Annotated in this window: 18 protein-coding genes and 1 riboswitch; of the genes, 15 read left to right on the top strand and 3 right to left on the bottom strand. The window is 34.9% G+C overall.

Annotated features, from left to right (window positions below; genetic code table 11):
• Window positions 1–291 precede the first annotated feature (291 nt).
• A riboswitch (SAM riboswitch) is annotated at window positions 292–405 on the top strand.
• 384 nt (window positions 406–789) lie between these two features.
• From GIY83_RS17335 to GIY83_RS17290, 10 genes are all read left to right on the top strand, one after another.
• On the top strand, window positions 790–1794 hold the full coding sequence (locus GIY83_RS17335) for a homocysteine S-methyltransferase family protein (RefSeq protein WP_194615950.1): 1005 nt from the start codon (window positions 790–792) through the stop codon (window positions 1792–1794).
• An 18-nt stretch (window positions 1795–1812) separates the two neighbouring features.
• Complete coding sequence (locus tag GIY83_RS17330; protein WP_194615951.1) at window positions 1813–2325, top strand: hypothetical protein; 513 nt, start codon at window positions 1813–1815, stop codon at window positions 2323–2325.
• Between the two features lie 242 nt (window positions 2326–2567).
• The gene (gene metH, locus GIY83_RS17325) at window positions 2568–5243 is read left to right on the top strand and encodes a methionine synthase (protein WP_194615952.1); all 2676 of its coding nucleotides are present in this window, start codon (window positions 2568–2570) and stop codon (window positions 5241–5243) included.
• A 152-nt stretch (window positions 5244–5395) separates the two neighbouring features.
• Entirely contained in the window at window positions 5396–6352 is a 957-nt protein-coding gene (metF, locus tag GIY83_RS17320; protein WP_194615953.1) for a methylenetetrahydrofolate reductase [NAD(P)H], read from the top strand.
• A 129-nt stretch (window positions 6353–6481) separates the two neighbouring features.
• The gene (locus GIY83_RS17315; protein WP_208682634.1) at window positions 6482–7135 is read left to right on the top strand and encodes a class I SAM-dependent methyltransferase; all 654 of its coding nucleotides are present in this window, start codon (window positions 6482–6484) and stop codon (window positions 7133–7135) included.
• A gap of 181 nt (window positions 7136–7316) precedes the next feature.
• The gene (locus GIY83_RS17310) at window positions 7317–8540 is read left to right on the top strand and encodes a dicarboxylate/amino acid:cation symporter (protein ID WP_194615955.1); all 1224 of its coding nucleotides are present in this window, start codon (window positions 7317–7319) and stop codon (window positions 8538–8540) included.
• Between the two features lie 130 nt (window positions 8541–8670).
• A complete protein-coding gene (locus GIY83_RS17305) occupies window positions 8671–10080 on the top strand; it encodes a pyridoxal-dependent decarboxylase (RefSeq protein ID WP_208682632.1) in 1410 nt (469 codons plus the stop codon).
• Between the two features lie 283 nt (window positions 10081–10363).
• A complete protein-coding gene (locus GIY83_RS17300) occupies window positions 10364–12730 on the top strand; it encodes a TonB-dependent receptor (protein WP_194615957.1) in 2367 nt (788 codons plus the stop codon).
• 75 nt (window positions 12731–12805) lie between these two features.
• Complete coding sequence (locus GIY83_RS17295) at window positions 12806–14044, top strand: DUF4374 domain-containing protein (protein ID WP_194615958.1); 1239 nt, start codon at window positions 12806–12808, stop codon at window positions 14042–14044.
• A 121-nt stretch (window positions 14045–14165) separates the two neighbouring features.
• Window positions 14166–15332 carry a PepSY domain-containing protein gene (locus tag GIY83_RS17290; protein WP_194615959.1) on the top strand — a complete coding sequence of 389 codons (1167 nt, stop codon included), beginning with the start codon at window positions 14166–14168 and terminating at the stop codon, window positions 15330–15332.
• A 386-nt stretch (window positions 15333–15718) separates the two neighbouring features.
• Here GIY83_RS17290 and GIY83_RS17285 read toward each other — a convergent pair whose 3' ends face one another.
• On the bottom strand, window positions 15719–17842 hold the full coding sequence (locus GIY83_RS17285) for a TonB-dependent receptor domain-containing protein (RefSeq protein ID WP_208682630.1): 2124 nt from the start codon (window positions 17840–17842) through the stop codon (window positions 15719–15721).
• Between the two features lie 499 nt (window positions 17843–18341).
• Window positions 18342–19238, bottom strand: a complete 897-nt coding sequence (gene gldA, locus GIY83_RS17280) for a gliding motility-associated ABC transporter ATP-binding subunit GldA (RefSeq protein WP_194615961.1) — start codon at window positions 19236–19238, stop codon at window positions 18342–18344.
• A gap of 147 nt (window positions 19239–19385) precedes the next feature.
• On the opposite strand from gldA, the gene GIY83_RS17275 reads away from it, so the two are divergent.
• Complete coding sequence (locus tag GIY83_RS17275; protein WP_194615962.1) at window positions 19386–19967, top strand: outer membrane beta-barrel protein; 582 nt, start codon at window positions 19386–19388, stop codon at window positions 19965–19967.
• Window positions 19968–20292: 325 nt separating this feature from the next.
• On the opposite strand, the gene GIY83_RS17270 is transcribed toward GIY83_RS17275, so the two are convergent.
• A complete protein-coding gene (locus tag GIY83_RS17270; protein ID WP_194615963.1) occupies window positions 20293–20442 on the bottom strand; it encodes a hypothetical protein in 150 nt (49 codons plus the stop codon).
• A gap of 140 nt (window positions 20443–20582) precedes the next feature.
• Between GIY83_RS17270 and GIY83_RS17265 the strand changes: the two genes are divergently transcribed.
• From GIY83_RS17265 to GIY83_RS17250, 4 genes are all read left to right on the top strand, one after another.
• A complete protein-coding gene (locus tag GIY83_RS17265) occupies window positions 20583–21764 on the top strand; it encodes an OFA family MFS transporter (RefSeq protein ID WP_194615964.1) in 1182 nt (393 codons plus the stop codon).
• Window positions 21765–21872: 108 nt separating this feature from the next.
• Complete coding sequence (gene pflB / locus GIY83_RS17260; protein WP_194615965.1) at window positions 21873–24107, top strand: formate C-acetyltransferase; 2235 nt, start codon at window positions 21873–21875, stop codon at window positions 24105–24107.
• A gap of 298 nt (window positions 24108–24405) precedes the next feature.
• Complete coding sequence (pflA, locus tag GIY83_RS17255; protein ID WP_194615966.1) at window positions 24406–25188, top strand: pyruvate formate-lyase-activating protein; 783 nt, start codon at window positions 24406–24408, stop codon at window positions 25186–25188.
• A gap of 139 nt (window positions 25189–25327) precedes the next feature.
• Window positions 25328–26674, top strand: a complete 1347-nt coding sequence (locus GIY83_RS17250) for a deoxyguanosinetriphosphate triphosphohydrolase (protein WP_194615967.1) — start codon at window positions 25328–25330, stop codon at window positions 26672–26674.
• Window positions 26675–26697 lie beyond the last annotated feature (23 nt).

Here is a 26697-nt window from a genome sequence, read left to right as displayed (position 1 = left end):
ATGTTTATGAGGAGAAACCCCGTTGGGGTGACATATTGATATTGCGACAATAATGTATCGCTCCGCTAGAGCTTTATTTTGTGGTGAATAATTTTTTCTATAAATATTACGCTCCGCTGGAGCTTTCTACAGAATGATGTTTTTTGCTATAAACATAATCTCCTCTAGAGCTTTTAATACAAGCAAAACATTAAACTTAGTGTCTTAGTACTCTAGAATCTCAGAAACTTAAAAAAAACTTGCAATTGTTCAGGTTATGTCTTTACTTTGCACTGTTCTTAAAATTACTGAAAGTTATCACGAAAGGCGGAGGGAAAGACCCAATGAAACCTTAGCAACCCTTTATCATAAAGAAGGTGCTACATTCTACTTTATACTACTCTTAGTATCAAAGATAGATAACACAAATACATAAAAGTATTTCTCAAAACTCTTCCTGACAACTTACAATATAATTTTACCGAATTCACTTTGGTATCATGAGCGAATCATTGGCGCATTTTTGCTGTCAATCGTTCCTGCTTTCGCCTATATCTCTCTCTGTTTCACTACGAGGATACTGGCTCAAACGAAGTTCACTGAACTGCTATGAAAAATAGAAATTAAGTGAAGTAATCGGGGCTAATTGGCCATGAATAGTGAATTTTTGGAATTAATGTGAATCAAAATTTCGTGATAAACCTGGCGGGTTTTTAAAACCCGTCAGGTTTAATAAACGTTAGAAATTATAATTAAAAAACTTAGCATCTTAGCGCCTTAGCGTCTTAGTAGCTAAAAGACAAATAAGTCATGGCAATAACAATTCAGGAAGCAATAAAAAAAAATATCCTAATCCTTGATGGAGCAATGGGAACTATGCTGCAACGCTATAATTTCTCCGAAGAAGATTTTCGTGGAGAGCGTTTCAAGGATTTTCCGCATCCGTTAAAAGGAAACAACGATTTACTATCCATAACACAACCACAAGCGATCCGCGATGTCCACGCCGCTTACTATGAAGCGGGTGCAGACATCGTAGAAACCAATACTTTTTCAGGAACTACGATTGGTATGGCCGACTATTTCCTGGAAGATTTGGTTTATGAATTAAACTACAAATCGGCTAAACTGGCCCGAGAAGTAGCCGATGAATTTACAGCCAAAAATCCGGACAAACCACGTTTTGTAGCCGGTTCGATTGGGCCAACAAACAGAACCGCAAGTATGTCACCAGACGTAAACGATCCGGGTTACAGAGCCGTAACGTTTGATGATTTACGAATTGCCTACAAACAACAAGTAGAGGCCTTAATGGATGGCGGATGCGATTTACTTTTGGTAGAAACCATCTTTGATACTTTAAATGCCAAAGCAGCACTTTTCGCGATCGAAGAAGTAAAAGACGAGCGTAATATTGATATTCCAATCATGGTTTCAGGAACGATTACCGATGCTTCAGGAAGAACACTTTCGGGACAAACGGTTGAAGCTTTCCTTATTTCAGTATCGCATATTCCGTTATTGAGTGTTGGTTTCAATTGTGCTCTTGGAGCCGATTTGTTGAAACCATATCTTAAAACATTGGCACAACATACTAGTTTTAATGTTTCGGCACATCCAAATGCAGGTTTACCAAATGCGTTTGGACAATACGATGAAACTCCGGAACAAACTCAGGCATTCATTAAAGAATATTTAGACGATAATTTAATCAACATAATTGGTGGTTGTTGCGGAACAACTCCGGATCATATTCGATTAATTGCTGAGGTTGCGAAAGATTATAAACCTAGAGTGGCACCTATATTTTCTTAAAAAAAACAATCTTTAAGAATGAAGCTATTGAGGATAATATTTGCTGTATTTATAATTTTTGGTTTGTTTGGATTTGGAGATAAAAAAGATTCAGTAGTAGTGAAACAAGAAATACCTACGGATTTTTATTTTACAATTCATGATGGAGGAAATGATGGTTATAATTCTCAATATAAAAGTTTTTATAGGAAATATTTAAATGAGGAAAAGACAATAAAAGTAGATTTAACGAAAGCAGAAATAGAAAAAATATACTCATTTATTGTCAAAATCAAATTTTTCCAAATGCCTATTGCATTCGAGCCAAAAGGAAAGGAAAATATAAAGGGGACAATACCAAGTTTTAATATGAGTGTAGTAGTTTTTGCGAATGGGAAAAAGAAATATGTCAGTTACGATAATGGTGCAACAAATGATGCAAATGACAAAAGAGCAAAACCTTTTTTAGACTTGTGCGATATGATTCGTGAAATTTTATATAAGAAAAAAGAAATTATAGAATTGTCAGAATCTGATTATCGATATGAATAATTAAAATATAAAACCGAGTGTCGCGTGAGGTATAGAAGCGGCTACCCCACAGCCTGACGAAGGAAGTGCGAGCACTAATAGCGGATAGCCCGGTTCGCCGCGGCGAAACACGCCCAAAATAAGACATTGAAAAGTAGAATGAGATTGCTTCGTTCCTCGCAAAGACAAGCAAGACGTTGAATAAAAATATAGAATAAAAACTCAGAACCTAAGCAACTTAGGAACTCAGTAACTTAGAAAAAATGGCAGAAAATAGAAGAGACCTTGTATTAGCAGGATTAGAACCGTTGATTATTACGCCTACGAGTGTTTTTGTAAACATTGGGGAACGTACAAACGTAACAGGTTCAAGAAAATTCCTTCGCCTGATCAAGGAAGAGAAGTATGACGAGGCACTTGATATTGCAAGACAACAAGTAGAAGGAGGAGCTCAAATCATCGATATTAATATGGATGAAGGGATGCTTGATGGTGTTCAGGCAATGACTAAATTTTTGAATTTAATTGCATCAGAACCCGATATTTCGAGAGTGCCGATTATGATCGACAGTTCGAAATGGGAAATCATTGAAGCAGGTCTAAAAGTAGTACAAGGAAAAAGCGTTGTAAACTCGATTTCATTGAAAGAAGGTGAAGAAGCCTTTATTCATCACGCTAAATTAATCAAACGCTACGGAGCTGCGGCTATTATCATGGCTTTTGACGAAGTAGGTCAGGCCGATAATTTTGACCGAAGAGTTGAGATTTGTCAGCGTTCGTATGATATTTTGGTTAACAAAGTTGGTTTTCCACCACAGGATATTATTTTCGATTTAAATATTTTTCCCGTTGCAACCGGAATGGAAGAACATCGCTTGAATGCTTTGGACTTTTTTAGAGGTACAAAATGGGTTCGCGAAAATTTACCACACGCACATATTAGCGGTGGTGTGAGTAACGTTTCGTTTTCATTTAGAGGAAACGATACCGTTCGTGAAGCGATGCACTCGGTGTTTTTATACCACGCGATCAAGAACGGAATGACAATGGGAATCGTAAATCCGGAAATGCTTTCGATTTATGATGATATCCCAAAAGATTTATTAGAACATGTTGAAGATGTAATCTTGAACAGACGTGACGATGCAACTGAACGACTATTGGATTTCGCCGAAAACGTAAAGGGTGAAGTAAAATCAGATGAAAAAGCGATTCAGGAATGGCGTTTAGGAACGGTTCAGGAGCGTATTACGCATTCATTGGTAAAAGGAGTTGACGCTTTTATTGAAGAAGATGTTGAAGAAGCACGTTTGGCAGCAACAAAACCTATTGAAGTTATCGAAATCAATTTGATGACAGGAATGAACGTTGTTGGAGATTTATTTGGAAGCGGAAAAATGTTCCTGCCTCAGGTTGTAAAATCGGCACGTGTAATGAAAAAAGCCGTTGCGTATTTATTGCCATATATTGAAGCAAGTAAACAAGCCGGAGACAAACAAGGAAACGGAAAAATATTGATGGCAACCGTAAAAGGGGATGTTCACGATATTGGTAAAAACATTGTTTCGGTGGTATTGGCTTGTAATAACTATGAGATTGTTGATCTTGGTGTTATGGTGCCTCCGGAAAAAATTATTGCTGCGGCGATTGAGCATAATGTTGACATTATTGGTTTAAGCGGATTGATCACACCTTCGCTTGACGAAATGGTGTATCTGGCCAAAGAATTAGACAAACAAGGAATTAAAATACCTATTATGATTGGTGGCGCAACGACTTCGCGCGCGCATACGGCCGTGAAAATTGCTCCTCAATATAGAGAAACTGTAATTCACGTAAACGATGCTTCGAGAGCTGTTACTGTTGCAGGAAATCTTTTAGATCATAACCGTAAAATATATGCAAGCGATATTCGCGCTGAATATGATGCTTTTAGAGAAACGTTTTTAAATCGTTCAAGAGATAAGAACTTCTTGACAATAGAACAAGCACGTAAAAATAAATTACTATTGGATTGGGATGAATATACGCCAACCAAACCAAAAGTAATTGGAAAACAAATTATCGAAGTAGAACTGGATGTTTTGGTTCCGTATATCGACTGGACACCATTTTTTAGAACTTGGGAATTGTTCGGGAAATATCCGGCGATTTTGACCGATGAGGTTGTGGGAGAACAGGCAACTTCGGTTTTTGCAGATGCTCAGGAAATGCTGAAAGTGATTTTGGCCGAGAAAAAATTATCAGCAAAAGGTATTTACGGCATTTTCCCAGCGAACCAGATCGATGATGACGATATCGAATTACGTGATGAAAACGGAAAAGTGTTGGAGAAATTCTTAACGCTTCGTCAGCAATCACAAAAAACAAAAGGAGCACCAAATATTGCTTTATCTGATTTTATCTTACCAAAAGATTCAGGAATTACAGATTATATAGGAGCATTTTGTGTAACAACAGGTTTTGGTGTAGACGAATGGGCAGCCGAATTTGAAAAAGACCTTGACGATTATAATTCGATTATGGTAAAAGCATTGGCCGATCGTTTTGCTGAAGCTTTCGCCGAATATCTTCACGAAAAAGTACGTCAGGATTTCTGGGGTTATGATGCTGAAGAATCACTTTCGACAGAAGATTTGATCGAAGAAAATTATAAAGGAATTCGTCCTGCGCCAGGATATCCGGCTTGTCCGGATCATTTAGAGAAACCAACAATCTGGAAACTCTTGAATGTAGCCGATGAAATTGGAGTAACCCTGACAGAAAGTATGGCAATGTGGCCGGCATCTTCGGTTTCGGGATATTACTTCGGGAATCCGAAAAGTAAATACTTCGGACTCGGAAAAATAAAAGAAGATCAGGTAGTAGATTACGCCAAACGACGCAATGTACCAACAGATTACGCAATGAAATGGTTAAACCCTAATATAGCAGACTAAATGATTTATGATTTCAGAGTTCAGATTTCAGATTTCAACTCATTATCATAATTTTAAAATAAAGCAGATAATTGATTTACGTTTTTTGATTTCAGATTTTTTACACCAAACTAAAACTCAAAACTCATAATTCATAACTCATAACTCAAAGAATGAAAGTAACAGAACATATAGAAAACGCCAAAGGAAATACATTATTCTCATTTGAAATTATTCCGCCTCAAAAGGGGAAAAGCATTCAGGAATTATATGATAATATCGATCCGTTGATGGAGTTTAAACCACCGTTTATTGATGTAACGACTTCTCGCGAGGAATATATTTATATTGATAAAGGCAACGGACTTTTAGATAAAAAACTAACTCGTATGCGTCCGGGAACGCTTGGAATTTGCGCTTCTATAAAACATAAATACAATGTAGATACTGTTCCGCACGTACTTTGCGGAGGATTTACAAAAGAAGAAACCGAATATCTTTTGGTAGATTGTAACTACTTGGGAATCGACAATGTGATGGCTTTACGTGGTGACGCCATGAAAGACGAGCAATATTTTATGCCAAAAGCCGGAGGAAACGATTATGCAATTGATTTGGTCAAACAAATTAGTTTACTAAATCAGGGTAAGTACCTTCATGAAGTAATGGATGCTGATAACAGAGCCAATTTCTGTATTGGAGTTGCAGGTTATCCGGAGAAACATCTAGAATCTCCATCGTTGCAATCTGACTTAAAAAGACTAAAGGAAAAAGTAGATGCCGGAGCTGATTATGTGGTAACACAAATGTTTTTCGACAATTCAAAATATTTCAAGTTTGTAGAAAAAGCCAGAGAAATGGGTATCACAATTCCTATTATTCCAGGGATTAAACCAATCGCGGTTCAAAGGCATTTACAGGTTTTGCCACAAATTTTCCGTATCGATTTACCGGAAGATTTAATTCATGCCGTAGATCAATGCAAGAACAATGCTGAGATCAGACAGGTAGGTATCGAATGGGCGATTCAGCAATCGTTAGAATTAAAAGCGGCCGGAGTTCCTGTTTTACATTATTATTCTATGGGGAAATCTGAGAATATTCGTCAGATTGCGAGCCATCTTTTTTAATGTCATTGCGAGGAACGAAGCAATCTCATAAAGCATATCTATAGTGCTTTTGTTAGTGCAGTAGCTTCGTTCCTCGCAATGACCAAACAGTTTGGAATTTGGATTTTTTTAATTGGAATTTAAAATTTTATGAAACAAGAAGAATTACAAGCAATAGCTTCTCAGCTTAAACATCCCACGGGAGAAAAAGGAATCGTAATGGGCAATATGATGAATGAAACCAACATCAACATGACGCGCCATTCGGTTCAGAATCTACATATAGAGCCAAGAAATACAATTCTGGAATTAGGACACGGAAATGCTGGACATGTAGAATTTATCTTCGAACAAGCTGAAAATATTAAATATTACGGACTAGAAATGTCTGAATTAATGTTTCAGGAAGCGCGTCAGATCAACAGAAATTTTGTCTCCCAAAAACAAGCTTTCTTTTCGGTTTATGATGGAAATACAATTCCGCTTGAAGATAATGCATTCAATAAAGTATTTACGGTAAACACCATTTATTTCTGGCAGGAACCTGAAAAGTTGCTGTTGGAGATCTATAGAGTTTTACAGCCAAAAGGAATTTTATGTATCACTTTCGCCGAAGAGAGTTTTATGAAACAACTTCCTTTTACTCAATTTGAGTTTGAGCTGTATAGCACAGAAAAGGCGGAAAAACTAATTAAAAAATCGCCTTTTAAAATCATAAACAAAGAAACGCTGACAGAAAAAGTAAAAAGCAAAAGCGGTGAATTGGTGGATAGGGCTTTTACTACTTTGGTTTTAGAAAAATAATGATTAATTCGAATCAAGGGGTTAAATGTGCCTAACGACACATTTAATGGCATAAATTGAAAAATCATTTGAAATCCTTTTAATCAGTTGCATAAAAAAAATAATTTCAGCACTCTTTTTTTGAGTAATTTAATTGATTTATTTCACGTTTCTATATTCCAATTTATAATACGATTAAGCCATGGAAGTTAAAAAAGTCAATTTTCTAAAAAGTTACAGTAGTGTCTTGTTACTTCTGGGCGGAATCATAATTGGAAGTATTTTTGGATTAATTTTCAAAGAAAAAGTTGCGGTTATAAAACCAGTCGGGGATATATTCTTAAACTTGCTTTTTACAGCGATTATTCCACTTGTTTTCTTTACCATAACTTCCTCTATTGCTAATCTGGAAAAAACAGAAAAGTTAGGAAGACTCTTTATTATTATGATAGCGGTCTTTTTAGGCACGCTTCTTCTTTCGGCTATTGTTATGATAATAGCGGTTTATTTTTTTCCTATTCACGAAAATATTATCATTACCAAAATTCCGGTGGAGAATATACAATCCGGAAACGTTGGAGATCAGATAGCGCAATTACTGACGACCAATGATTTCTACGAATTGTTATCAAGGAAAAGTATGTTGGCGCTCATTATCTTTTCCTTTTTGATAGGATTTGCGACCTTACAATCAGGAGAAAAAGGTAATGCTTTCAAAAGTTTTCTGGATTCAGGAAACGAAGTTATGAAACAGCTTTTGACTATGATTATGAAATTGGCTCCAATAGGTTTAGGAGCTTATTTTGCTTATCAGGTTAGTTATTATGGTCCGCAATTATTTGGAGTTTACGCCAAACCATTAGGCGTTTATTACGTGGCTTGCGTGTTTTACTTTTTTGTCTTTTTTAGTTTATATGCTTTATTGTCAGGTGGTAAAAGAGCTTTTGTTGTTTTCTGGAGCAACAATATAACACCTTCATTAACAGCAATAGGGACTTGCAGCAGTATTGCCACTATTCCGGCAAACCTTGATGCCGCCGAAAAAATGGGTATCCCAAAACATGTTAGGAATTTGGTTATTCCGTTGGGAGCACCTTTGCACAAAGACGGTTCGAGTATGTCATCGATCTTAAAAATCACCTTTCTTTTTGCCATGTTTGGTAAAGATTTTACTTCACCATCAACAATACTTTTAGCATTAGGAATTACAATAATCGTGTCGATTGTCGAAGGCGGAATTCCGAACGGAGGTTATATTGGCGAAATTTTAGCCATTACTGTTTACGGCTTCCCTATGGAGCAAGCTTTGCCGGTTGCCATGATTTTGGGGACCCTCGTTGACCCTATCGCTACTTTACTAAATGCCAACGGCGATGTGATTTCCTCTATGATGGTCTCGCGATTCTCGGAAAAGACCAAATGGTAAAAAGTAATTTTTCAAAATAAAGCAATCGACCGTAAATTAAAATCAGTATCAATCCGTATAATCTGTGCGATCCGTGAGCTATTTTTAGCAACAAGGAATTATACAGCTGAGCAGATAAAAATAATATAGAATGAATTCAGTACTTCAACACGATCTAAATGATATCGAAAACATACTTAATCAAGCCAAACAACAAGGATTAGATTTTCTGTATGATCTCGACAATATTCCAACTTCAAATAAAAACACAATCGATCCAACCCGAAATTTAAATGAAGAGGGTTTAGGATCGTTAGCAGCTTTAAAAGAATTTAAAAAAAGATTAGCGCCCTTGATGGTTGCTTCCCCAGGGCCAAGATATCTGGGTTTCGTAACAGGAGGTTCAACTCCGGCTTCGATTGCAGGGGATTGGCTGGCATCTGTTTATGATCAAAATACGCAAGCAATAAAAGCGCAGGGAGGAGTTTCGGCCTTGATAGAATTTGAAACGATTAATTTGTTGTTGCAATTATTAGACTTGCCAAAATCATTTTTAGGAGGTTTTGTAACAGGCGCAACAATGTCAAATTTTACTTGTTTGGGAGTGGCAAGACAATGGTTTGGAGCGCAATCAGGAAAAGATTTTGCAAAGACCGGAATAACTGAAACCATTCATATTCTGACTGCTACGCCGCATTCTTCATCCATAAAAACATTGGCTATGTTGGGTATTGGAAGCAATAATTACACGACAGTTAAAACCATCGAAGGTAATCGAGAAGCTATTGATATTGCTGATTTAGAAAAGAATATCCAAAATTTAAATGGAAAACCTTTTATCTTAATTTCGAGTGCAGGAACCGTAAATACAGCCGATTTTGATGATTTTACGGAAATTGCAAAACTGAAAGAAAAATACAATTTCTGGTGGCATATTGATGCCGCTTTTGGTGGTTTTGCTGCAGTTTCAGATAAATTTAAACATTTGGTTGAAGGATGGAAAGGTGCAGATAGTATCACCATCGACTGCCATAAATGGCTGAATGTTCCTTATGAAAGCGCTTTTTATTTGATTAAAGAAAAGCATGTAAATCTTCAAACAGAAACTTTTCAGAATTCGAATGCACCTTATTTAGGTAATCCGTTAGAAAATTTTAATTATCTGAATGTATTACCGGAAAATTCACGTCGTTTACGTGCTTTACCGGTTTGGTTTTCATTAGTAGCATACGGAAAAGAAGGTTTTAAGGACATTATAGAAAATAGCACGGCATTGGCACTTCATTTTGCTAATGAACTTATTGAGGATGATAATTTTGAACTTTTGGCTCCTATTCGTCTTAATAATGTTAGCTTTACTTTAAAAGGAGATCATAATCAGGAAAAGGTAAGTCAGTTTTTGACTCTTTTAAATGATAAAGGAAAAGTATTTATGACCCCAACGGTATATCAAAACCGAAAAGGAATCAGAGCTTCTTTTGTAAATTGGAGAACATCCGAAACCGATATAAAAATAATTATAGAAGAATTAAAGGAAACTATTTTGGACTTGGAAATTTAAAGTCTATCATGATTTTTAAAAGCCCGCTTATATTATAAGCGGGCTTTTTTTATGGTTTTTTTTAAGATTTTACTAAATCATAATTTGAATTTTAACTTTTTAAATATAAAACTTTAAGCAAATCTTAAGTCAGTCTTAATTATTTATTAAGGAATCAGTAGTTTTTTTATTGATTTCTCTATTTGAAAGCTAATCATTGAGTTTATTTAGAATAATTAAAAATAGCTTGCAAATACTGTTTTTTGATGTTAATTTTGTGCCAAATTAATTTCAACTTTAAGTAATGCAAATAAGTAAAATATTTTCCTTAGCCTTGATTCTCTTAACTTCAATTCAGGGTTTCTCACAAAGCAAAAAAGTAATTTTAAACGGAATCATTTTAGAAAATACTGGTAAACCTGCTGAAGGTGTTTCCGTAGCATTAAAAGGAACAGATTATTCCACTTTAACAAATGAAAAAGGAGAATATGAAATAGCTGCAGAACCAGGAAATTATGTGTTATCTGTTAGTTCAGTAGGATTTAAACCTAAACAAACAAAGATTAATCTGCAATCAGACCAAACGGTGCCAAATATTACGATTCAGGAAGATATGGCAGCTTTAGATGAAGTTCAGGTAAAAGGAAAATCAAAAGTGCAGCGCGTTAAAGAAGAGGCATTTAATATTACAGCTGTTGATTTAAAACAGTTGTATAATACTTCTGCTGATTTGAATCAGGTTTTAAATAGAACAACTGGTGTTAGGGTTAGAGAAACAGGAGGAATGGGATCTGCTTTCAATTTTTCATTAAATGGATTTTCAGGAGATCAGGTTAAGTTTTTTATGGATGGGATTCCGTTGGATAATTATGGACCATCATTTACATTGAACAATATTCCAACTAATATGGCAGAAAGAATTGACGTCTATAAGGGAGTTGTACCAATTGAATTAGGAGGAGATGCTTTAGGTGGTGCTGTTAATATTGTTACTAATAAAAGTGTTAGGAGATATATTGATGCTTCTTATAGTTATGGATCTTTCAATACCCATAAGGCTGCAGTAAATACACGTTTTACAAGTAAAAACGGCTTTGTAACCAATATTAATGCATTCCTTAATTATTCTGACAATAGTTATAAGGTTGAGGCTCAGGTTCCTGATCCTGTTTCTGGGCTTTTTGGTCCGTTAGAGAAACTTAAACATTTTCATGATGGTTATAAACAAGCAACTGTTATAGCAGAAGTTGGAGTAAAAGATAAAAAATATGCAGATTATTTATTAGTAGGCGTTACAGGAAGTGCCAATAAAAAACAAATACAACAAGGGCCAACTATGTTTAGAGTCGTAGGTGATGCTTTTGAAGATAGTCAGAATTTTGTGTCTTCGTTAAAATATAAGAAATCAAATTTATTTACTAAAGGCTTAACAGCAACTTGGGCTGCGTCTTATAATATTGCAGAAGAACGTAAAGTAGATACTTCGTCGAGAAGATTTACCTGGCGAGGAGTACGAACTGACGTTCCTGCTTACAGTTCTGCAGGTGAGATTAATACAGTTAAAACTTTAATGGTATATGATGTAAAATCTCTTCAAAGTAATGCTAATCTTAAATATGAACTAAATGAAAATAATTCATTTGCTTTAAATTACACTTATGTTGGTTATAAACGAACTGAAGACAATGAATATATAACTACAGACAAGCCAACAAAACCATTTTTAAATAAAAATATCTTAGGTTTTTCATATAGCTTATCAGCACTTGAAAAAAGGCTGTCTTTCACCGCTTTTGGAAAAATGCTCGATTTAAAAGGGGAAGTTATAACAAATCCAGGTACAACTTCAGAGCAAAAAGTAAATCCTTCTTTTAACAATTTTGGTTATGGTACTGCTGCTGCTTATTTCTTAATTCCTGAGGAGTTTCAGGTTAAAGCATCTTTCGAGCATGCTTATAGAATGCCATCAGCTCTTCAATTATTGGGAGATGGACTTAGAGTAAGTCCAAGTCCGAATCTTCAGCCTGAATCTAGTGATAACTTTAATTTTGGACTTTCTTATAAAAAAGCTTTTACAGTTCATTCTTTCGGAGTAGAAGGAAATTTCATTTACAGAAGAGCGAATGATTTTATCCAGGACAGGCAAGATCAAAGTAACCCATCAAAAAGTAAAGCAGTTAACTTTAAAAATATACAGGTAAGCGGATTTGACGGAGTTGTTCATTATGGTTATAAAGATTGGTTGGTTTTTGATATTAATGCAACTTACCAAAAGACTCTAAATAAAGATGCAACTGTTTCACCTGGAACTAATCAAATTAATTATTTATACAATAAGCAATTAGCAAATGTTCCTATTTTTTACGGAAATGCAAATGTTGGATTTAACTTCAAGAAAATCAAATTCGATGATGACTTTCTTACGATTAACTTATTGACTAATTATTCAAGCAGTTATTATCTGAGAAACCCAAATCTTGGTGAGACAGGTAAAAAAGAAATTCCAGAGCAACTTTTTTACTCTGCGTCTATTGCTTATTCACTTAAAAACGGTCGCTATAATATTGCAGTAGAATGCTTTGATATAACAGACGTAAAACTATATGACTATTTTAATGTACAAAAACCTGGAAGGTCGTTTACATTGAAACTTCGTTATTTCTTTATGTAATAAAAAATAAAAATAATATCTCATTCAAAAATCTATGCTTCTAAGGCAGATGATAATTAACTAAATTAAAGTAATATGAAAACAATTAAAATTAAAAATCTATTAGCTCTTGTGCTGATGTCGGGTACTATATTTTCTTGTAGTAGTGATGATTCTCCTTCAGATGATACAATTCCGGGAAGTAAATATGTAATAGGATATCAAACAGATACCTGGAATGAAAATTATATGTGGAGTTTTAATTCGCTAGACGAGTTAATGACAGGGACAATTGATATGAATGGAAAAGGAATTGAGCAAGGTGGTTCATATATTCCTATTGCAAATACAATGTTTGCATTAGATAGTGAAGCAGAAGGTGCAGCTCCCTTTTCTTTAAATGCAACAGGTCAATTAGTAGCCGGAAGTCGTGTTTTTATTGAGTCTCCATATGCTTACGGTGTTACAGATGACAATAAACTATTAATAGTTGGTGCTTCATGGGAAGGTACATCTACAGATAATGAACTAATTGTTTACGATCCGGTAAAACAATTTATTACAAGTCGTAAATTTAATAATTTTGCTACATCTACTGGACGTTTTGACTTCCCAACGGGAGTAACAGTAGTGGGAGATAAAGTATTTGTGTCTGTTTTCAACAGAGATGCAAGTGATGACTGGGATATCGATCAAACGAATGCTTATGTAAGAGTTTACGATTATCCATCATTAAACTTTGTAAAAAGAATTGCAGACCCACGTACGACAGCAGTTGGAATGTATTATACAAATACAGGTATTATTCGTACTGATTCTGGTAACGTATATACTTTTTCATCAAATGCATTATCAGCTGGTTATGATGTAAACACTGAGGCACATTCTGGGATTTTACGTATCAACAAAGGTCAGACAGATTTTGATGCTTCTTATTTCTTCGATATTCAGGCAAGTTCACTTAACGGTAAAGTAGTTGCCGCTTATCCTATTGGAGGAGAAAAAGCTTATATCATTTATATACCTACAGCAGATGATACAATTTCATGGGGATTCTTAAGACATTATTCATTTAAATTTAAATCAGCAATCATAGACTTACCATCTAAAAAAATTACTCCGGTTACAGGATTACCTGGACATGCTGGTGATAACTATTTTGGAGTTGGAAGTTTATTCTACGAAGATGGTTTTGCTTACAAAGCTTTTGTAACTAATGATGAGGTTCGTGTTTATAAAATCAATCTTGAAACAGGTGCTGCTACAGCTGGTGCAAAAGTAACTGGTGGAGGAACAGATATTTCTGCTATAACGAAGCTATCGCCAAAACAATAATTACACTTTTTTTAGTAAATAACCATATAATCATTGCTTTGAGAGTGCTGATTATATGGTTTTTATATATATAAACTTTTTTCACGTATTGTCTGACGTAAAATAAATAAAAATTAAAACCATGACTGTTATCAAAAAACAGAATCTTAAACCGCCCAATAAAGGAAAATCACGTTTTAGTAAAATCAATGCGTGGCTGCATTTATGGCTTGGGCTAGCGTCAGGAATAATCGTATTTATTATGGGAATTACGGGTTGTATTTTGGTTTTCGAACAGGAAATCAAAGCACTAACATCCCCATATTTAAATGTAGAAGCGCAAGGCCCTGAGAAATTATTACCGCCTTCAAAAATATACGCTGCAGTTCATAAAGCATTGCCTAATAAAGAAATTCATGGCGTTTGGTATAATGGTTTAGATAAATCAATTAAGGTCGATATCGAATCGGATTCATTGATTTATGTAAATCCGTATAACGGTAAAATTACCGGAATGGTACATCATGAAGATTTCTTTCATTTTATGGATGAAGGACATCGTAATCTTTGGTTAGAGCGCGAAATTGGTTCTCAAATAACAGCTTGGGCAACGGTTATTTTCTTCTTTTTGCTTATAAGCGGACTGATACTTTGGTTTCCGAAAAAATGGAATAAAACAACCCGAAACGCTAGTTTTAAAATAAAATGGGACGCTAAATTCAAACGCCTTAATTATGATTTGCATAATGTTATGGGATTTTATACCCTGATTTTGGCCGTGCTTATTGCTTTTACAGGACTGTTGATGAGTTTTCATTGGTTACGGGAAAGTACCTATTGGATAGCCGGAGGATGGGCTGATGATAAGGATAAGAAAGAACAAGTTGTTGCAGTAAAAAAAGATACTTTATCGCAACAGCAATTAGATAAATTGGCTGGAGCGGATTTTATCTGGAAGAAAGTAAGAACAGAAATTGCGAAGGAAAATAAAGAAGCCGTTATCATTCATTTTCCGGATGAACCTAAAGATGATTTTTATGCCTGCACCGATATGAATAAAGGAGTCTGGAGAGATTTATATTTTGATTCGAAAACATTAGAGTTACTTCCAAGTTCGCAGGACTACATTGGCGATGCCCGTTTTTCAAAATGGTTAATGCGATCCAATTATAGTCTTCACATTGGCGCCATAGGAGGTATCCCAACCAAGATTGTCTATTTTTTGGGTAGTTTGATATGCGCCAGTTTACCTGTTACCGGATTTTATATCTGGTGGGGAAGAAAGAAAAAACAAAAGCCCAAAGCGTAATTCGCTTTAATTTTATTTAATTTTTTGTTGGTTAGTAATTAAAGTCTTTTGGTAGAAGTAAAATTCGTCAAAAGACTTTTTTGTTTAAGAACTAGAGAAAAGTATCAATCCAATATTAGTTATTCCGGTAAATGATTTCTATTTTGTCAGACTGAAAGGAGAAGTCGAAGTCCCGCAAAGTAATTCAGTATATGAGGACTTCGACTTCGCTCAGTTTAAACCAGTAAAATAAAACCAGCGTAAATTCGTTTAAATCTGTATCATCCGCGGCCGTTCATCACTACCATTTGTGGTAAGTGTATTAAAACAGAAAGAGCCCGCTAACTACAACAGGCTCTATTCCATCAAAAAAATAAAAACAAGGGGGAAACTAAAGATTCAAAATATTATATTCTATAGGTAAAGGCTATTGTTGCAATGCGATTATCCAGGTCATATCTTTTATTGATGCTCGTTTGCGCTATAACCGAATTGATGTGGAAATTATTGGTATTAAAAATGTCAGTAACATTAAGTTTGATATTGCCTTTTTTGGCAAGAACTTGTTTCGAAATTCCTATGCTAAAATCAAAGAAAGAATCTCTTTCATAAATACCAAGATTCGATTTTGACTGATATTGTGCGTTGGCTTCGGCTTTCCAGCTTTCTGTAATGGTAAATGAGTTTTGAACGCTTAAATTCAATGTAACAATTGGGTCTATTTTATCAGTATTTACCACATTGCCCATAAATTTATTTTCGAAAATATTAAAAAGCGTATTTACAGACCACCATTTATAAATTTCGGCTGTATTGGTAATATTGGCTCCATAATTATAAGACTTGTCAACATTAATTTGAGAGGTTACCGTTGTGTTATTGGCCGGATTGTAGACATAAACTTCGGTAAAAACATCTTTGGTTTTACTAAAGTATAATGAAGCCATAAAGGCACTTTTCCAGGAATAACCAATTTCTGCAGAATGCGTGATTTCAGGAACAAGATTCGGATTTCCCTGAGAGTAATTAAACGAATCATCGTAAAAACGAAACGGATTCAAATCGAACTGACTTGGTCTGTTGATTCTTTTACTGTAAGAGGCATGTATAGAATGATTGCTGCTCAGTTCATATTTCATAGAAACACTCGGGAACCATTTTAAATAATCGTCTTTATGCTCTTCATTCAACGTTTTTTGTAAAATGTTTATCGCAGTATATTCAGTACGTAAACCACCTTGAATATTCAATTTTTCCATTTGATACTTAAAGTTGGCATAAGCCGCATAAATTTGTTCTTTATATTCAAAATGATTGGTCGAATTAAGATCTACAATCCATTGATTGTTGTCATTGTATTCGTAAACCGACGGATTATTGTTGTTTTTTATACTGGCTTTAAATCCCCATTCGATAGATTGTTTTTCCTTCAGCGGATTTGTAAAATCCACTTTTCCGGTAAAAACCTTCAATTGTGACGGAATAAAACCTCTTCGGTCATTAATGTTATTGGTGTTCAAAGGATCTATATTTGTAGCGCTCTGAAACTGATTCGATCTGAATTTTGAAGTTTCATATTCAAAATCAAAAGACATATTTTTTCCTTCGGTATTAAATTTATGGACTCCGGAGAATGCATATGTATAATCATTCCATTTCTCTTTGCTGTCATTAGAGGTAGAAGCATCAAATTGCACCTGATCCATAGCATTAAGCAAGGTGTTTCTTCCATTGGCGATGTTTTCGTAGCGGCCCAATTTAGCATCAACATATACTTCTAAATTCGTTTTAGGAGAAACTTCATAAGTTGTTCCTATTTTAAAATTGTTTGATGTCAGCGGTTCATCAGTCGTTGAGGTCTGATGATTTTTTGTCGAAATGGTCTGGCGGGTAGCATCAGTATATTGATTTTGGTCAAACTCTTTACGTTCTTCTTCACCTCTAAAAGTATAGCTGTAGTTTCCGTAAACACCAAATTTTTCTTTATTGTAGCTTAAGTTTGCACCAGAATTGGTTCTGTTTTTTCTACCTCTTCCGTAATTGGTAAAAACAGTTCCTTTAAGTCCGCCTGCATTCGGTTTTTTTAAAATGATATTAATGATTCCGGCTTTTCCGGTGGCGTCATATTTAGAGGAAGGATTCGTAATAACTTCAATTTGTTTGATGTTGGATGAGGTGGTCGATTTTAAATAATTGGCCAGTTCCTTTTGCGAAAGCTGTGTTAATTTGCCATTGATCATTACGCCAACCCCTTGTTGTCCGCGAATCGATAATTCGCCATCCTGAGACACGACAACACCCGGAGCACGCGATAAAACATCTAATGCAGTTCCGCCTTCAGAAACAATACTGTTTTCGACATTAAAAACCAGTCGATCGGATTTTTGGGTATATAGAACTTTCTTTTTTGTAATTACAATTTCATCTAATGCATTGATAGAAGTTTCGACAATACTGTCGGTTTCTTTTTCGGTCTGCGAGTAACCGTAGACCGAAAATGCAAGCATAATAGATGTTATAATATTCTTCATGATATTTGGATTTGATTTTTTTGGGAGTAAGGCTTTTAATGCGATTTTTGATTTGTCGGGAGGAAGACTTATCGTTTAAGAAGAAATGCTTATTCTAAAAACGATTTGTTCTAATTTATCAGAAAGTACTTTTAGAAGTTGTAAAAAATACTTAGAAAGTTTCGAAAAATAAGATGAAATAAAACTGAGTACGGAGAACATTTGAGTGGTATTTTGAAGTTTCTATGCCCAAATATAACACTATTTATAACAAGTCTAAATAAAAATAATTAAAATTTGCACATGAGATCATAACGAATTGATAATTAGTTCTTCGCGATTTATTAAAAATTGATAAAATGTACTCTAAAAACCAAATTTTGATAATAAAGCCAATAAAAATAAGGCAGGTTGTAGAAAAGTAAGATCAGAAAGAATGGCAAAAAAAAGCCAATTATTTCTATAATAGAAACAATTGGCTTCATCTGTAAACTGTAAAATGAGACTGTAAACGGAAACGCTACTTAGTAATTTCTCTAAAAACAGCCTCCAGGTTTTTATTTTTCTGGTTGAGTTGTAATGTTTTTAAACCATTTTCGTTGGCGAAATCAAAAATAGCAGGGCGCATATCTTTTTCGGCAACAAAAGTAAGTTCCCAGGTCATATCATGAATGTTTTTGTATGAAGTAATATTTTCGAGTCTGGCCAAAAGCTGTTCTTCGATCTGATAGTCAAATTCTACTTCGATAACCTGTTCTTTATTCTCAGATACTAAATGATCTAATTTTTTATCGGCAACAATTTGTCCCTTGTCAATAATTATGACACGGTCGCAAATGGCTTCGACTTCCTGCATAATGTGAGTCGATAAAAAAACCGTTTTATCTTTCCCAACATTTTTAATTACGTTACGAATTTCCATTAACTGATTCGGGTCCAGACCAGTAGTAGGTTCATCCAGAATCAAAACATCAGGATTGTGCAATAAAGCATTCGCAAGTCCCACACGCTGGCGGTATCCTTTAGACAGCTGCCCTATTTTTTTATGACTTTCCGGTGTCAGTCCTGTCAGTTGAATTACTTCTTCTATTCTTGATTTTGGAACTTGATAAACATCGGCATTAAAAGCCAAATACTCACGAACATACAAATCCAGATACAACGGATTATGTTCCGGTAAGTAGCCAATCGAACGTTGAACTGACTTTGCGCTCGTCATGACATCATGACCATTTACAAGGGCTGAACCGCCATCGGCAAGTAAATAAGTAGTCAAAATTTTCATTAAAGTAGATTTTCCTGCTCCGTTTGGACCAAGAAATCCGACGATTTCTCCTTTTTGAATAGAAAACGAAATTGAGTTTAATGCTTTTTGAGTTCCGTAACTTTTTGATATGTTGTTTACTTCTATCGACATGACTTTTTATTTGCTACAAAAGTAAACAGAAATACGATCGATTGCTACGATTTTGTCTTTTAAAGAAATCATAAAAAAAACTTAAAGGCCAACAGCAACGGCATCGTTATTGCTAAAGCAGTAGTAATTAAAAAAAAATAATTTATAATGAAAAAAATTTTACTTATTCTGGCTTTAGCTATGTTTAGCTTTGCAAATGCACAAAAAGGAACAATCTTAGTTGGTGGAAACATCGATTACTCTTCTGAAAAATCAGAATATCGATTTAGCGAAGACAAAGTTAACAGCTTTACTTTTTCTCCTAGAGTAGGTTACCAATTTAATGACAACTGGACAGTTGGGGGTGAATTAACAGCTGGATCTGCAAAACGTGAAATAGCAGGAGATGAAACTAAAATTAATGTTTTTAAGTTAGGTGCTTTTTTACGTTATTCTGTGCCATTGAATCAAACATTTTCTGTATTTGCTGATTTAGGAGCTGGTTTTCAAAATCAAAAAAGTAAAGATTATGAAAATGGAAATCTTGTTAATAAAGATAAAGCTGATGGAATGTACGTTGGTGTTACTCCAGCTCTTTTTATTAATATGAAAAAAGGTTTTGGTTTAAACTTTAGTATTGGTGGTTTAGGTTACGAAACATTAAGTTTTGATAATAACGGTGCTGATTATAGTAAATTCTACTTAAACTTTGGTAAAACAGCAAGTATCGGGATTTCAAAAAATTTCTAATTTTTAGAAATATATTTCAATTTCGAAAAAGCATCAGCTATAGCTGATGCTTTTTTTTTGTTTGAAAGTATAACATCTTTTGAAAATTAAATTTTCTCATTTAGCCCCGATAGAAACGGTATCCTGTTGTGGCGGGGTTCGCCATAACAGATATAGTGGAGAGCGGGACAAAAGGTGTTTTTGAAAACTGAAACTTTCTGCTTCAAAAAAAGCTAAACGCAAAAATGCCAACAAAAGTGAAGTCGGAAGAATTCATAACTACAAGAATTCCGAATCCACCAGTTGGCACTAAAAAACAAAAATATTTCTAATAAAAATGATTAATTCACAGAGCTTCAACAGCGGCTCTCATTTCCTGAGCAGCGGCAACCATTTCGATCAAAGCTTTTTTGGTTTCATCCCAGTGACGGGTTTTTAGAGCACAATCAGGAAAAACGAACAGTATTTTTGTAATGGGAGAGATCAAAAACAGCACAGCATTAGAGTTTTAGGGATGTTTTTATATAACGTTTTCGTAAATTTATTGGCTGTTTTTGGCCGAAACACGATAAAAATCACCTTTTCTACAAGTTTCGACTTCTAAATTTGTAAGACGCATATTAAATGTATCGTCTTATGATAAAAATAAATAAATGGATAATTGCATCAGCAGGAATGTTATTGCAATTGTCAATAGGTTCTATTTACGCTTATAGCGTCTGGATTAATCCTATTCATGAATTGAATGGCTGGGATGCACATCAATTAAAACTATCTTTTAGTTTAGCCATTTGTTTTTTAGGACTTACAGCTGCTTTTATGCAAAAGTTTGTTCAAAAAATTGGTCCTAAAAAAGTCGGATTGCTTGCTGCATTATTTTTTGGTGTAGGATTAATAGGCAGCGGATTTGCTATTGCAAAACAATCATTGTCTTTGTTTTATTTGTTTTATGGCGTAATAAGCGGCATTGGTTTAGGTTTCGGTTATATCACACCCATTTCGGTTGTTGTAAAATGGTTTCCTGAAAAACCCGGATTTGCAGGAGGACTTGTTATTATGTCGTTTGCTGCGGGCTCGATATTAGCTTCGCGCATTATTTTACCACTAACAGAATCAATTGGGGTTTCACAAAGTTTTTATCTGCTGGGATTGGTTTATTTCTCAATAATGGTTTTAGCCTCATTGTGTCTTTCGCTTCCTTTTTCTGCTACTTCTATAGAGGACGATTTAAAAAGTAATTCTCCTATTCCTTTAAAAGAATTATTAACCGATGTTCGTTTTTACAGTCTTTGGTTCATGTTATTTTTAAATACTACCTGTGGCATTGCCTTAATCTCTATTGCAGCACCAATGGCAAAAGATATCATTCATATTGATGATCGACAAGCTATCAATTTTGTTGGTTTCATTGGTTTTTTCAACGGATTTGGCAGGTTGTTTTGGTCTAGTATATCTGATAAAATTGGCCGATGGTCTACTTTTTTTGCGTTTTTTACGATTGGTGCCTGTTGTTTTCTTGTGCTAAGTCAGACGAATACGCCAATTGTATTCCAGCTTATGGTATTTGTTATTATAAGTTGTTACGGAGGGGCTTTTGCTGCCATGCCTGCTTTTGTTAAAGATGTTTACGGGCCTTATAAAATGAGTTCACCGTTTGGTTTTATATTAATCGCCTGGTCTGCTGCGGCTTTTGTTGGTCCGGGACTGATTTCGTTAACTAAAAATTATACGGTTATCTTTTATTTGTTTGCAGGGATTTTAAGTCTTACTGCAATAATGTGTTTCTTGGTGAAGCCAAAGCTTGTTTGTCGAAAATAATTGCGATTTTTATAAAAATAAGCTCTGTTTATGATTATTGTCATGGTTTTTTGGCTAAAAAGTGTCGAAATTTGATCATATAATTAATGCAATTAAATTATTTGAGTTATGAAAGCAAATGTCGAAAAAAAGGTATTTACACCCGGAAAGTGGGGAGCATCAGTGAACGTTCAGGATTTTGTATTAAAAAACATTACGCCTTATGAAGGAGATTCATCTTTTTTATCCGGACCATCAGTAAAAACTACCAATTTATGGAATATCTGTAAGGAAGCTTTATTAAAAGAACGAGCAAGTAACGGATGTCTGGCAATAGATGTAGAAACGATATCAACTATAAATGGATTTAAGCCCGGCTATATTAAAAAAGAAGACGAAGTTGTTGTTGGTCTGCAAACAGATCAGCTGTTAAAGAGAGCAATGAAGCCTTTTGGAGGAATTAAGCTGGTAGAATCTGCTGTAAAAGAGAGAGGACTAAAAGTGTCTGATCGTGTCATCGATATTTTTAACTATGCTAAAAATCATAACGAAAAAGTTTTTGATGCATATGATAAAGAAATCAGAGATTATCGTTCTAAACATATCTTAACAGGATTGCCTGATAATTATGCCCGCGGACGAATTATTGGGGACTTCCGTCGTATGGCTTTGTATGGAGTGAATCAGCTTATCGCTTTTAAAAAAGAGGATCATAGTAAAGTTGGCGGCGAAATGACAGAACATAAAGTTCGTTTACGTGAAGAGATTTCTGCTCAGATTAGTGCCCTGCAAGACATGCTTGTAATGGCAGCAGATTATGGTTTTGATATTTCTCTTCCTGCACAAAATGCAAAAGAAGCAGTACAATGGGTTTATTTTGCTTATTTAGCTGCGGTTAAAGAACAAGATGGAGCTGCAATGTCATTAGGAAACGTATCATCATTCCTTGATATTTATATACAAAGAGATCTGGAAGAAGGATCAATTACCGAATTTGAAGCACAGGAATTAGTAGATCAGTTTGTAATGAAATTGAGAATGGTACGCCATTTAAGACCTGGTGCTTATGATGAAATATTTGGTGGAGACCCAACATGGGTAACAGAATGTATTGGAGGTATGTTTAATGACGGAAGAACGAAAGTAACCAAAACATCATTCAGATTCCTTCAGACATTATATAATTTGGGAGCATCACCGGAACCAAACTTAACAGTTTTATGGTCAGATGATCTTCCGCAAGGATTTAAAGATTTCTGTGCACAAGTGTCAATTGATACATCATCAATTCAATATGAAAATGATGATTTAATGAGACCTAACAGAGGTTCTGATGATTACGGAATTGCTTGTTGTGTATCGCATCAGGAAATTGGTAAATCTATTCAGCACTTTGGAGCACGTGCCAACTTGCCTAAAGCATTATTAATTGCTTTAAACGGAGGTAGAGAAGAACGTGGCGGAGCATTAGTAATGAAAGATATTCCGTTTATTCATGACGAAGTATTAGATTATAATGTAGTAAGTAACGTGTTTAAACGTACGCTGAAAGAAGTAGCCAGGGTATATGCTAAGTCTATGTATATTATTCACTATATGCATGATAAGTATTATTATGAAAGAGCACAAATGGCGGTGATTGATTCTGATCCGCATGTTGATATCGCTTATGGTGCAGCAGGAATTTCTATTATTGCCGATTCATTATCGGCAATAAAATATGCGAAAGTAAGACCAGTAAGAAATGAAAACGGAATTACAGTAGATTTTAATATCGAAGGTGATTATCCTAAGTTTGGAAATGATGATGACAGAGTAGACTCTATTGCTCAGGAAATTACAGCTTTCTTTATCAAAGAACTTAGAAAACATACCGCATATAAAAATGCAACACCAACTCTTTCATTATTGACGATTACATCGAATGTAATGTACGGAACCAATACAGGAGCAACTCCTGACGGACGTAAAGATGGTGAGTCTTTTGCACCGGGAGCAAACCCAATGCACGGACGTGATTCTAGTGGAGCAATTGCTTCATTAAATTCTGTAGCAAAACTGGATTATAATGATGCACAAGATGGTATTTCTAACACGTTTTCAATGATTCCGAAATCACTAGGAGATACCAGAGAAGAACAAGTAACCAATTTAGTGAATGTAATAGATGGTTATTTTGCACAAATGGCACATCATTTAAATGTGAACGTATTAAACCGCGAAACCCTTCAAGATGCTTATAATCATCCTGAAAATCATCCACAATTGACCATAAGAGTTTCGGGTTATGCTGTTAATTTCGTGAGATTATCAAGAGCGCATCAGCTTGAAGTTATAGCACGTACTTTTCACGAAGCAATGTAAAAACAGGCCAGGCGTGAATCAGAGATAGGTTGGCTAAAATTAGCCAGCCTATTTTTTATTTTATTATTAACTTGTTGGGTGTAATTAATAAAAAAATTAAACACATAGAAACATAGATTTTATAGGCAAAAGAAGGAGACAAAAAGAAACTCATTTCTTTCACATAGATAGTCCCGAAGCTTCGGGATGTATTTCAAATAAGTGAAACGCCTTTTTAAGTATAGAAAAGCTATGTTTCTATGTGTTAAAATAATTACTCCCAATTCGTTATTATCGTTTTAATTTCATTCAAACAACTATGTATTTTCAATTACAAGATATTGAAGCCGCTAAATTAAACATTGATGATCCTGATCATTTAAGAATACATTCCCTTGAAACCTTTGGTACTCATGATGGTCCCGGTATTCGAATGGTGGTATTTGCGCAGGGATGTCAGTTCAGGTGTTTGTATTGCCAGAATCCTGACACACTCGATGTAAAAGGAGGTTCTTTGGTCGAAATAGAAGAATTAGTAAAAAGAGCTGTTCGCCAGAAAAGCTATTTTGGAAAAACCGGAGGAGTTACAGTTTCCGGAGGAGAACCTTTACTTCAAAGAAACAAATTACTGCACTTTTTTAAATTACTGCACGAACAGGGAATCAATACTTGCCTTGATACCAACGGAAGACTAAATAATCATCAGGCACAGGAACTTTTTGATAATACGGATCTTTTGTTATTGGATGTAAAACATATTAATGACGAGATACACCACAAATTAACTGGTTTGACCAATAAAAATACATTGCAGGTTGCTGCCTATAGAGAATCTACCGGAAAACCAATGTGGTTAAGATATGTTTTAGTTCCCGGCTGGACAGACCAGCCACAATATCTGGAAGAATGGGGACAGCATTTTACCAATTATAAAACTGTTGAACGTGTAGAGATTATTCCGTTTCATCAGCTCGGATCTCAAAAATGGGAATTGCTTAATATGCCCTATGCGCTTAAAGATACTCCAGCGCCAACAGCAGAAAGTAAAGCAGAAGCATTCGCGATTTTTAGTAAATATTTCAAAAACGTCATACTCAAATAGAAAGTTGCGTATAGCCTGAATACACAGGAGGTTTATCTTTTAAATAGTATATTTTGTTGAATGAAATCCTAAATAAAACGTATTTTTGACGCTTAGATGAGAAATCTACAATCTACAATCTGAAATCTAAAATACAAAAATGAACTGGGAAGAACTTTTATCACTCAAACGCCAAGGCGATACTAGCAAGAGATTACGTGTAGAACAAGACGATACCCGACTGGGCTTTGAGGTTGATTATGACAGGATTATCTTTTCGGCTGCGTTTCGATCACTGCAGGATAAAACACAGGTTATTCCGCTTTCTAAAACAGATTTTGTACATACGAGACTTACGCATAGTTTAGAAGTTTCGGTTGTAGGACGTTCGTTAGGACGTTTGGTGGGAAAGAAAATCATCGAAAAATATCCTCACTTAAAAGAAATTCACGGTTATCATATGAATGATTTTGGTGCTATTGTAGCTGCGGCTTCTTTGGCACACGATATTGGGAATCCTCCTTTTGGACATTCTGGTGAAAAAGCCATTGGAGAGTATTTTTCGATAGGAAATGGTCTAAAATACAAAGATCAGTTAACAGCCAAACAATGGCAGGATTTAATTGATTTTGAAGGAAATGCAAACGGATTTTCGGTTCTTACAGCTAGTCGTCCGGGAATCGAAGGCGGACTTAGAATTTCATATGCCACTTTAGGTGCTTTTATGAAATATCCAAAAGAGAGTTTGCCTAAAAAGCCAACAAATGATATCGCAGATAAAAAATACGGTTTTTTCCAGACTGATAAAGTATTCTTTGAAGAAGTAGCAAAAGATATGGGAATGATTGCCAATAAATCAGGAGATGATATTGGTTTCGAAAGACATCCTTTAGCGTATTTGGTTGAGGCGGCAGATGATATTTGTTACACCATTATCGATTTTGAAGACGGAATAAATTTAGGATTGGTATCTGAAGATTATGCTTTAGAATATTTAATCAAACTCGTAAAAGACAATATTGGAGTTGCGAAGTACAAGACTTTAACCACCAAAGAAGATAGAATTAGTTATTTGCGAGCTCTTGCAATAGGAACATTAATCAACGATGCAGTAAATGTTTTTATCGAAAATGAAGAAGCCATTCTGGCCGGAAAATTCCCTTTTGCCTTAACAGATAAAAGTAAATACAAAGCGCAGATGAATGATATCATCAATTTAAGCGTTGATAAAATTTATCAGAGCCGAGAGGTTATAGAAAAAGAAATTGTAGGCTATCAAATCATCCAGACTTTATTGGATAAATTTATAACGGCCTTTAATAATAAATACGAAGGAACGGCATCCAACTACGATAAATTAATTTTGAAAATGTTGCCTGAAAAGCATCAATTAGAGAAAGAGAATTTATACGAGCGTTTATTGCATATTTGTCATTATGTCTCACTTTTAACAGATGGAAACGCTCTGGAATTATTCGAAACCATTAACGGAAGAAAAAAGAATTAAACAATCTTCTCCTTTTTGATTGT

Origin of the sequence: Flavobacterium sp. SLB02 (assembly GCF_009664855.1) — a bacterium.
In the GTDB taxonomy this organism is placed as follows: domain Bacteria; phylum Bacteroidota; class Bacteroidia; order Flavobacteriales; family Flavobacteriaceae; genus Flavobacterium.
Note: the sequence above shows the minus strand (reverse complement) of the source record. Positions and strands in the feature narration are given on the sequence as shown.

Coding starts and splice junctions, on each gene's coding strand:
- GIY83_RS17335 (WP_194615950.1), top strand. CDS start 790: ATGGCAATAACAATTCAGGAAGCAATAAAAAAAAATATCCTAATCCTT.
- GIY83_RS17330 (WP_194615951.1), top strand. CDS start 1,813: ATGAAGCTATTGAGGATAATATTTGCTGTATTTATAATTTTTGGTTTG.
- metH (WP_194615952.1), top strand. CDS start 2,568: ATGGCAGAAAATAGAAGAGACCTTGTATTAGCAGGATTAGAACCGTTG.
- metF (WP_194615953.1), top strand. CDS start 5,396: ATGAAAGTAACAGAACATATAGAAAACGCCAAAGGAAATACATTATTC.
- GIY83_RS17315 (WP_208682634.1), top strand. CDS start 6,482: ATGAAACAAGAAGAATTACAAGCAATAGCTTCTCAGCTTAAACATCCC.
- GIY83_RS17310 (WP_194615955.1), top strand. CDS start 7,317: ATGGAAGTTAAAAAAGTCAATTTTCTAAAAAGTTACAGTAGTGTCTTG.
- GIY83_RS17305 (WP_208682632.1), top strand. CDS start 8,671: ATGAATTCAGTACTTCAACACGATCTAAATGATATCGAAAACATACTT.
- GIY83_RS17300 (WP_194615957.1), top strand. CDS start 10,364: ATGCAAATAAGTAAAATATTTTCCTTAGCCTTGATTCTCTTAACTTCA.
- GIY83_RS17295 (WP_194615958.1), top strand. CDS start 12,806: ATGAAAACAATTAAAATTAAAAATCTATTAGCTCTTGTGCTGATGTCG.
- GIY83_RS17290 (WP_194615959.1), top strand. CDS start 14,166: ATGACTGTTATCAAAAAACAGAATCTTAAACCGCCCAATAAAGGAAAA.
- GIY83_RS17285 (WP_208682630.1), bottom strand. CDS start 17,842: ATGAAGAATATTATAACATCTATTATGCTTGCATTTTCGGTCTACGGT.
- gldA (WP_194615961.1), bottom strand. CDS start 19,238: ATGTCGATAGAAGTAAACAACATATCAAAAAGTTACGGAACTCAAAAA.
- GIY83_RS17275 (WP_194615962.1), top strand. CDS start 19,386: ATGAAAAAAATTTTACTTATTCTGGCTTTAGCTATGTTTAGCTTTGCA.
- GIY83_RS17265 (WP_194615964.1), top strand. CDS start 20,583: ATGATAAAAATAAATAAATGGATAATTGCATCAGCAGGAATGTTATTG.
- pflB (WP_194615965.1), top strand. CDS start 21,873: ATGAAAGCAAATGTCGAAAAAAAGGTATTTACACCCGGAAAGTGGGGA.
- pflA (WP_194615966.1), top strand. CDS start 24,406: ATGTATTTTCAATTACAAGATATTGAAGCCGCTAAATTAAACATTGAT.
- GIY83_RS17250 (WP_194615967.1), top strand. CDS start 25,328: ATGAACTGGGAAGAACTTTTATCACTCAAACGCCAAGGCGATACTAGC.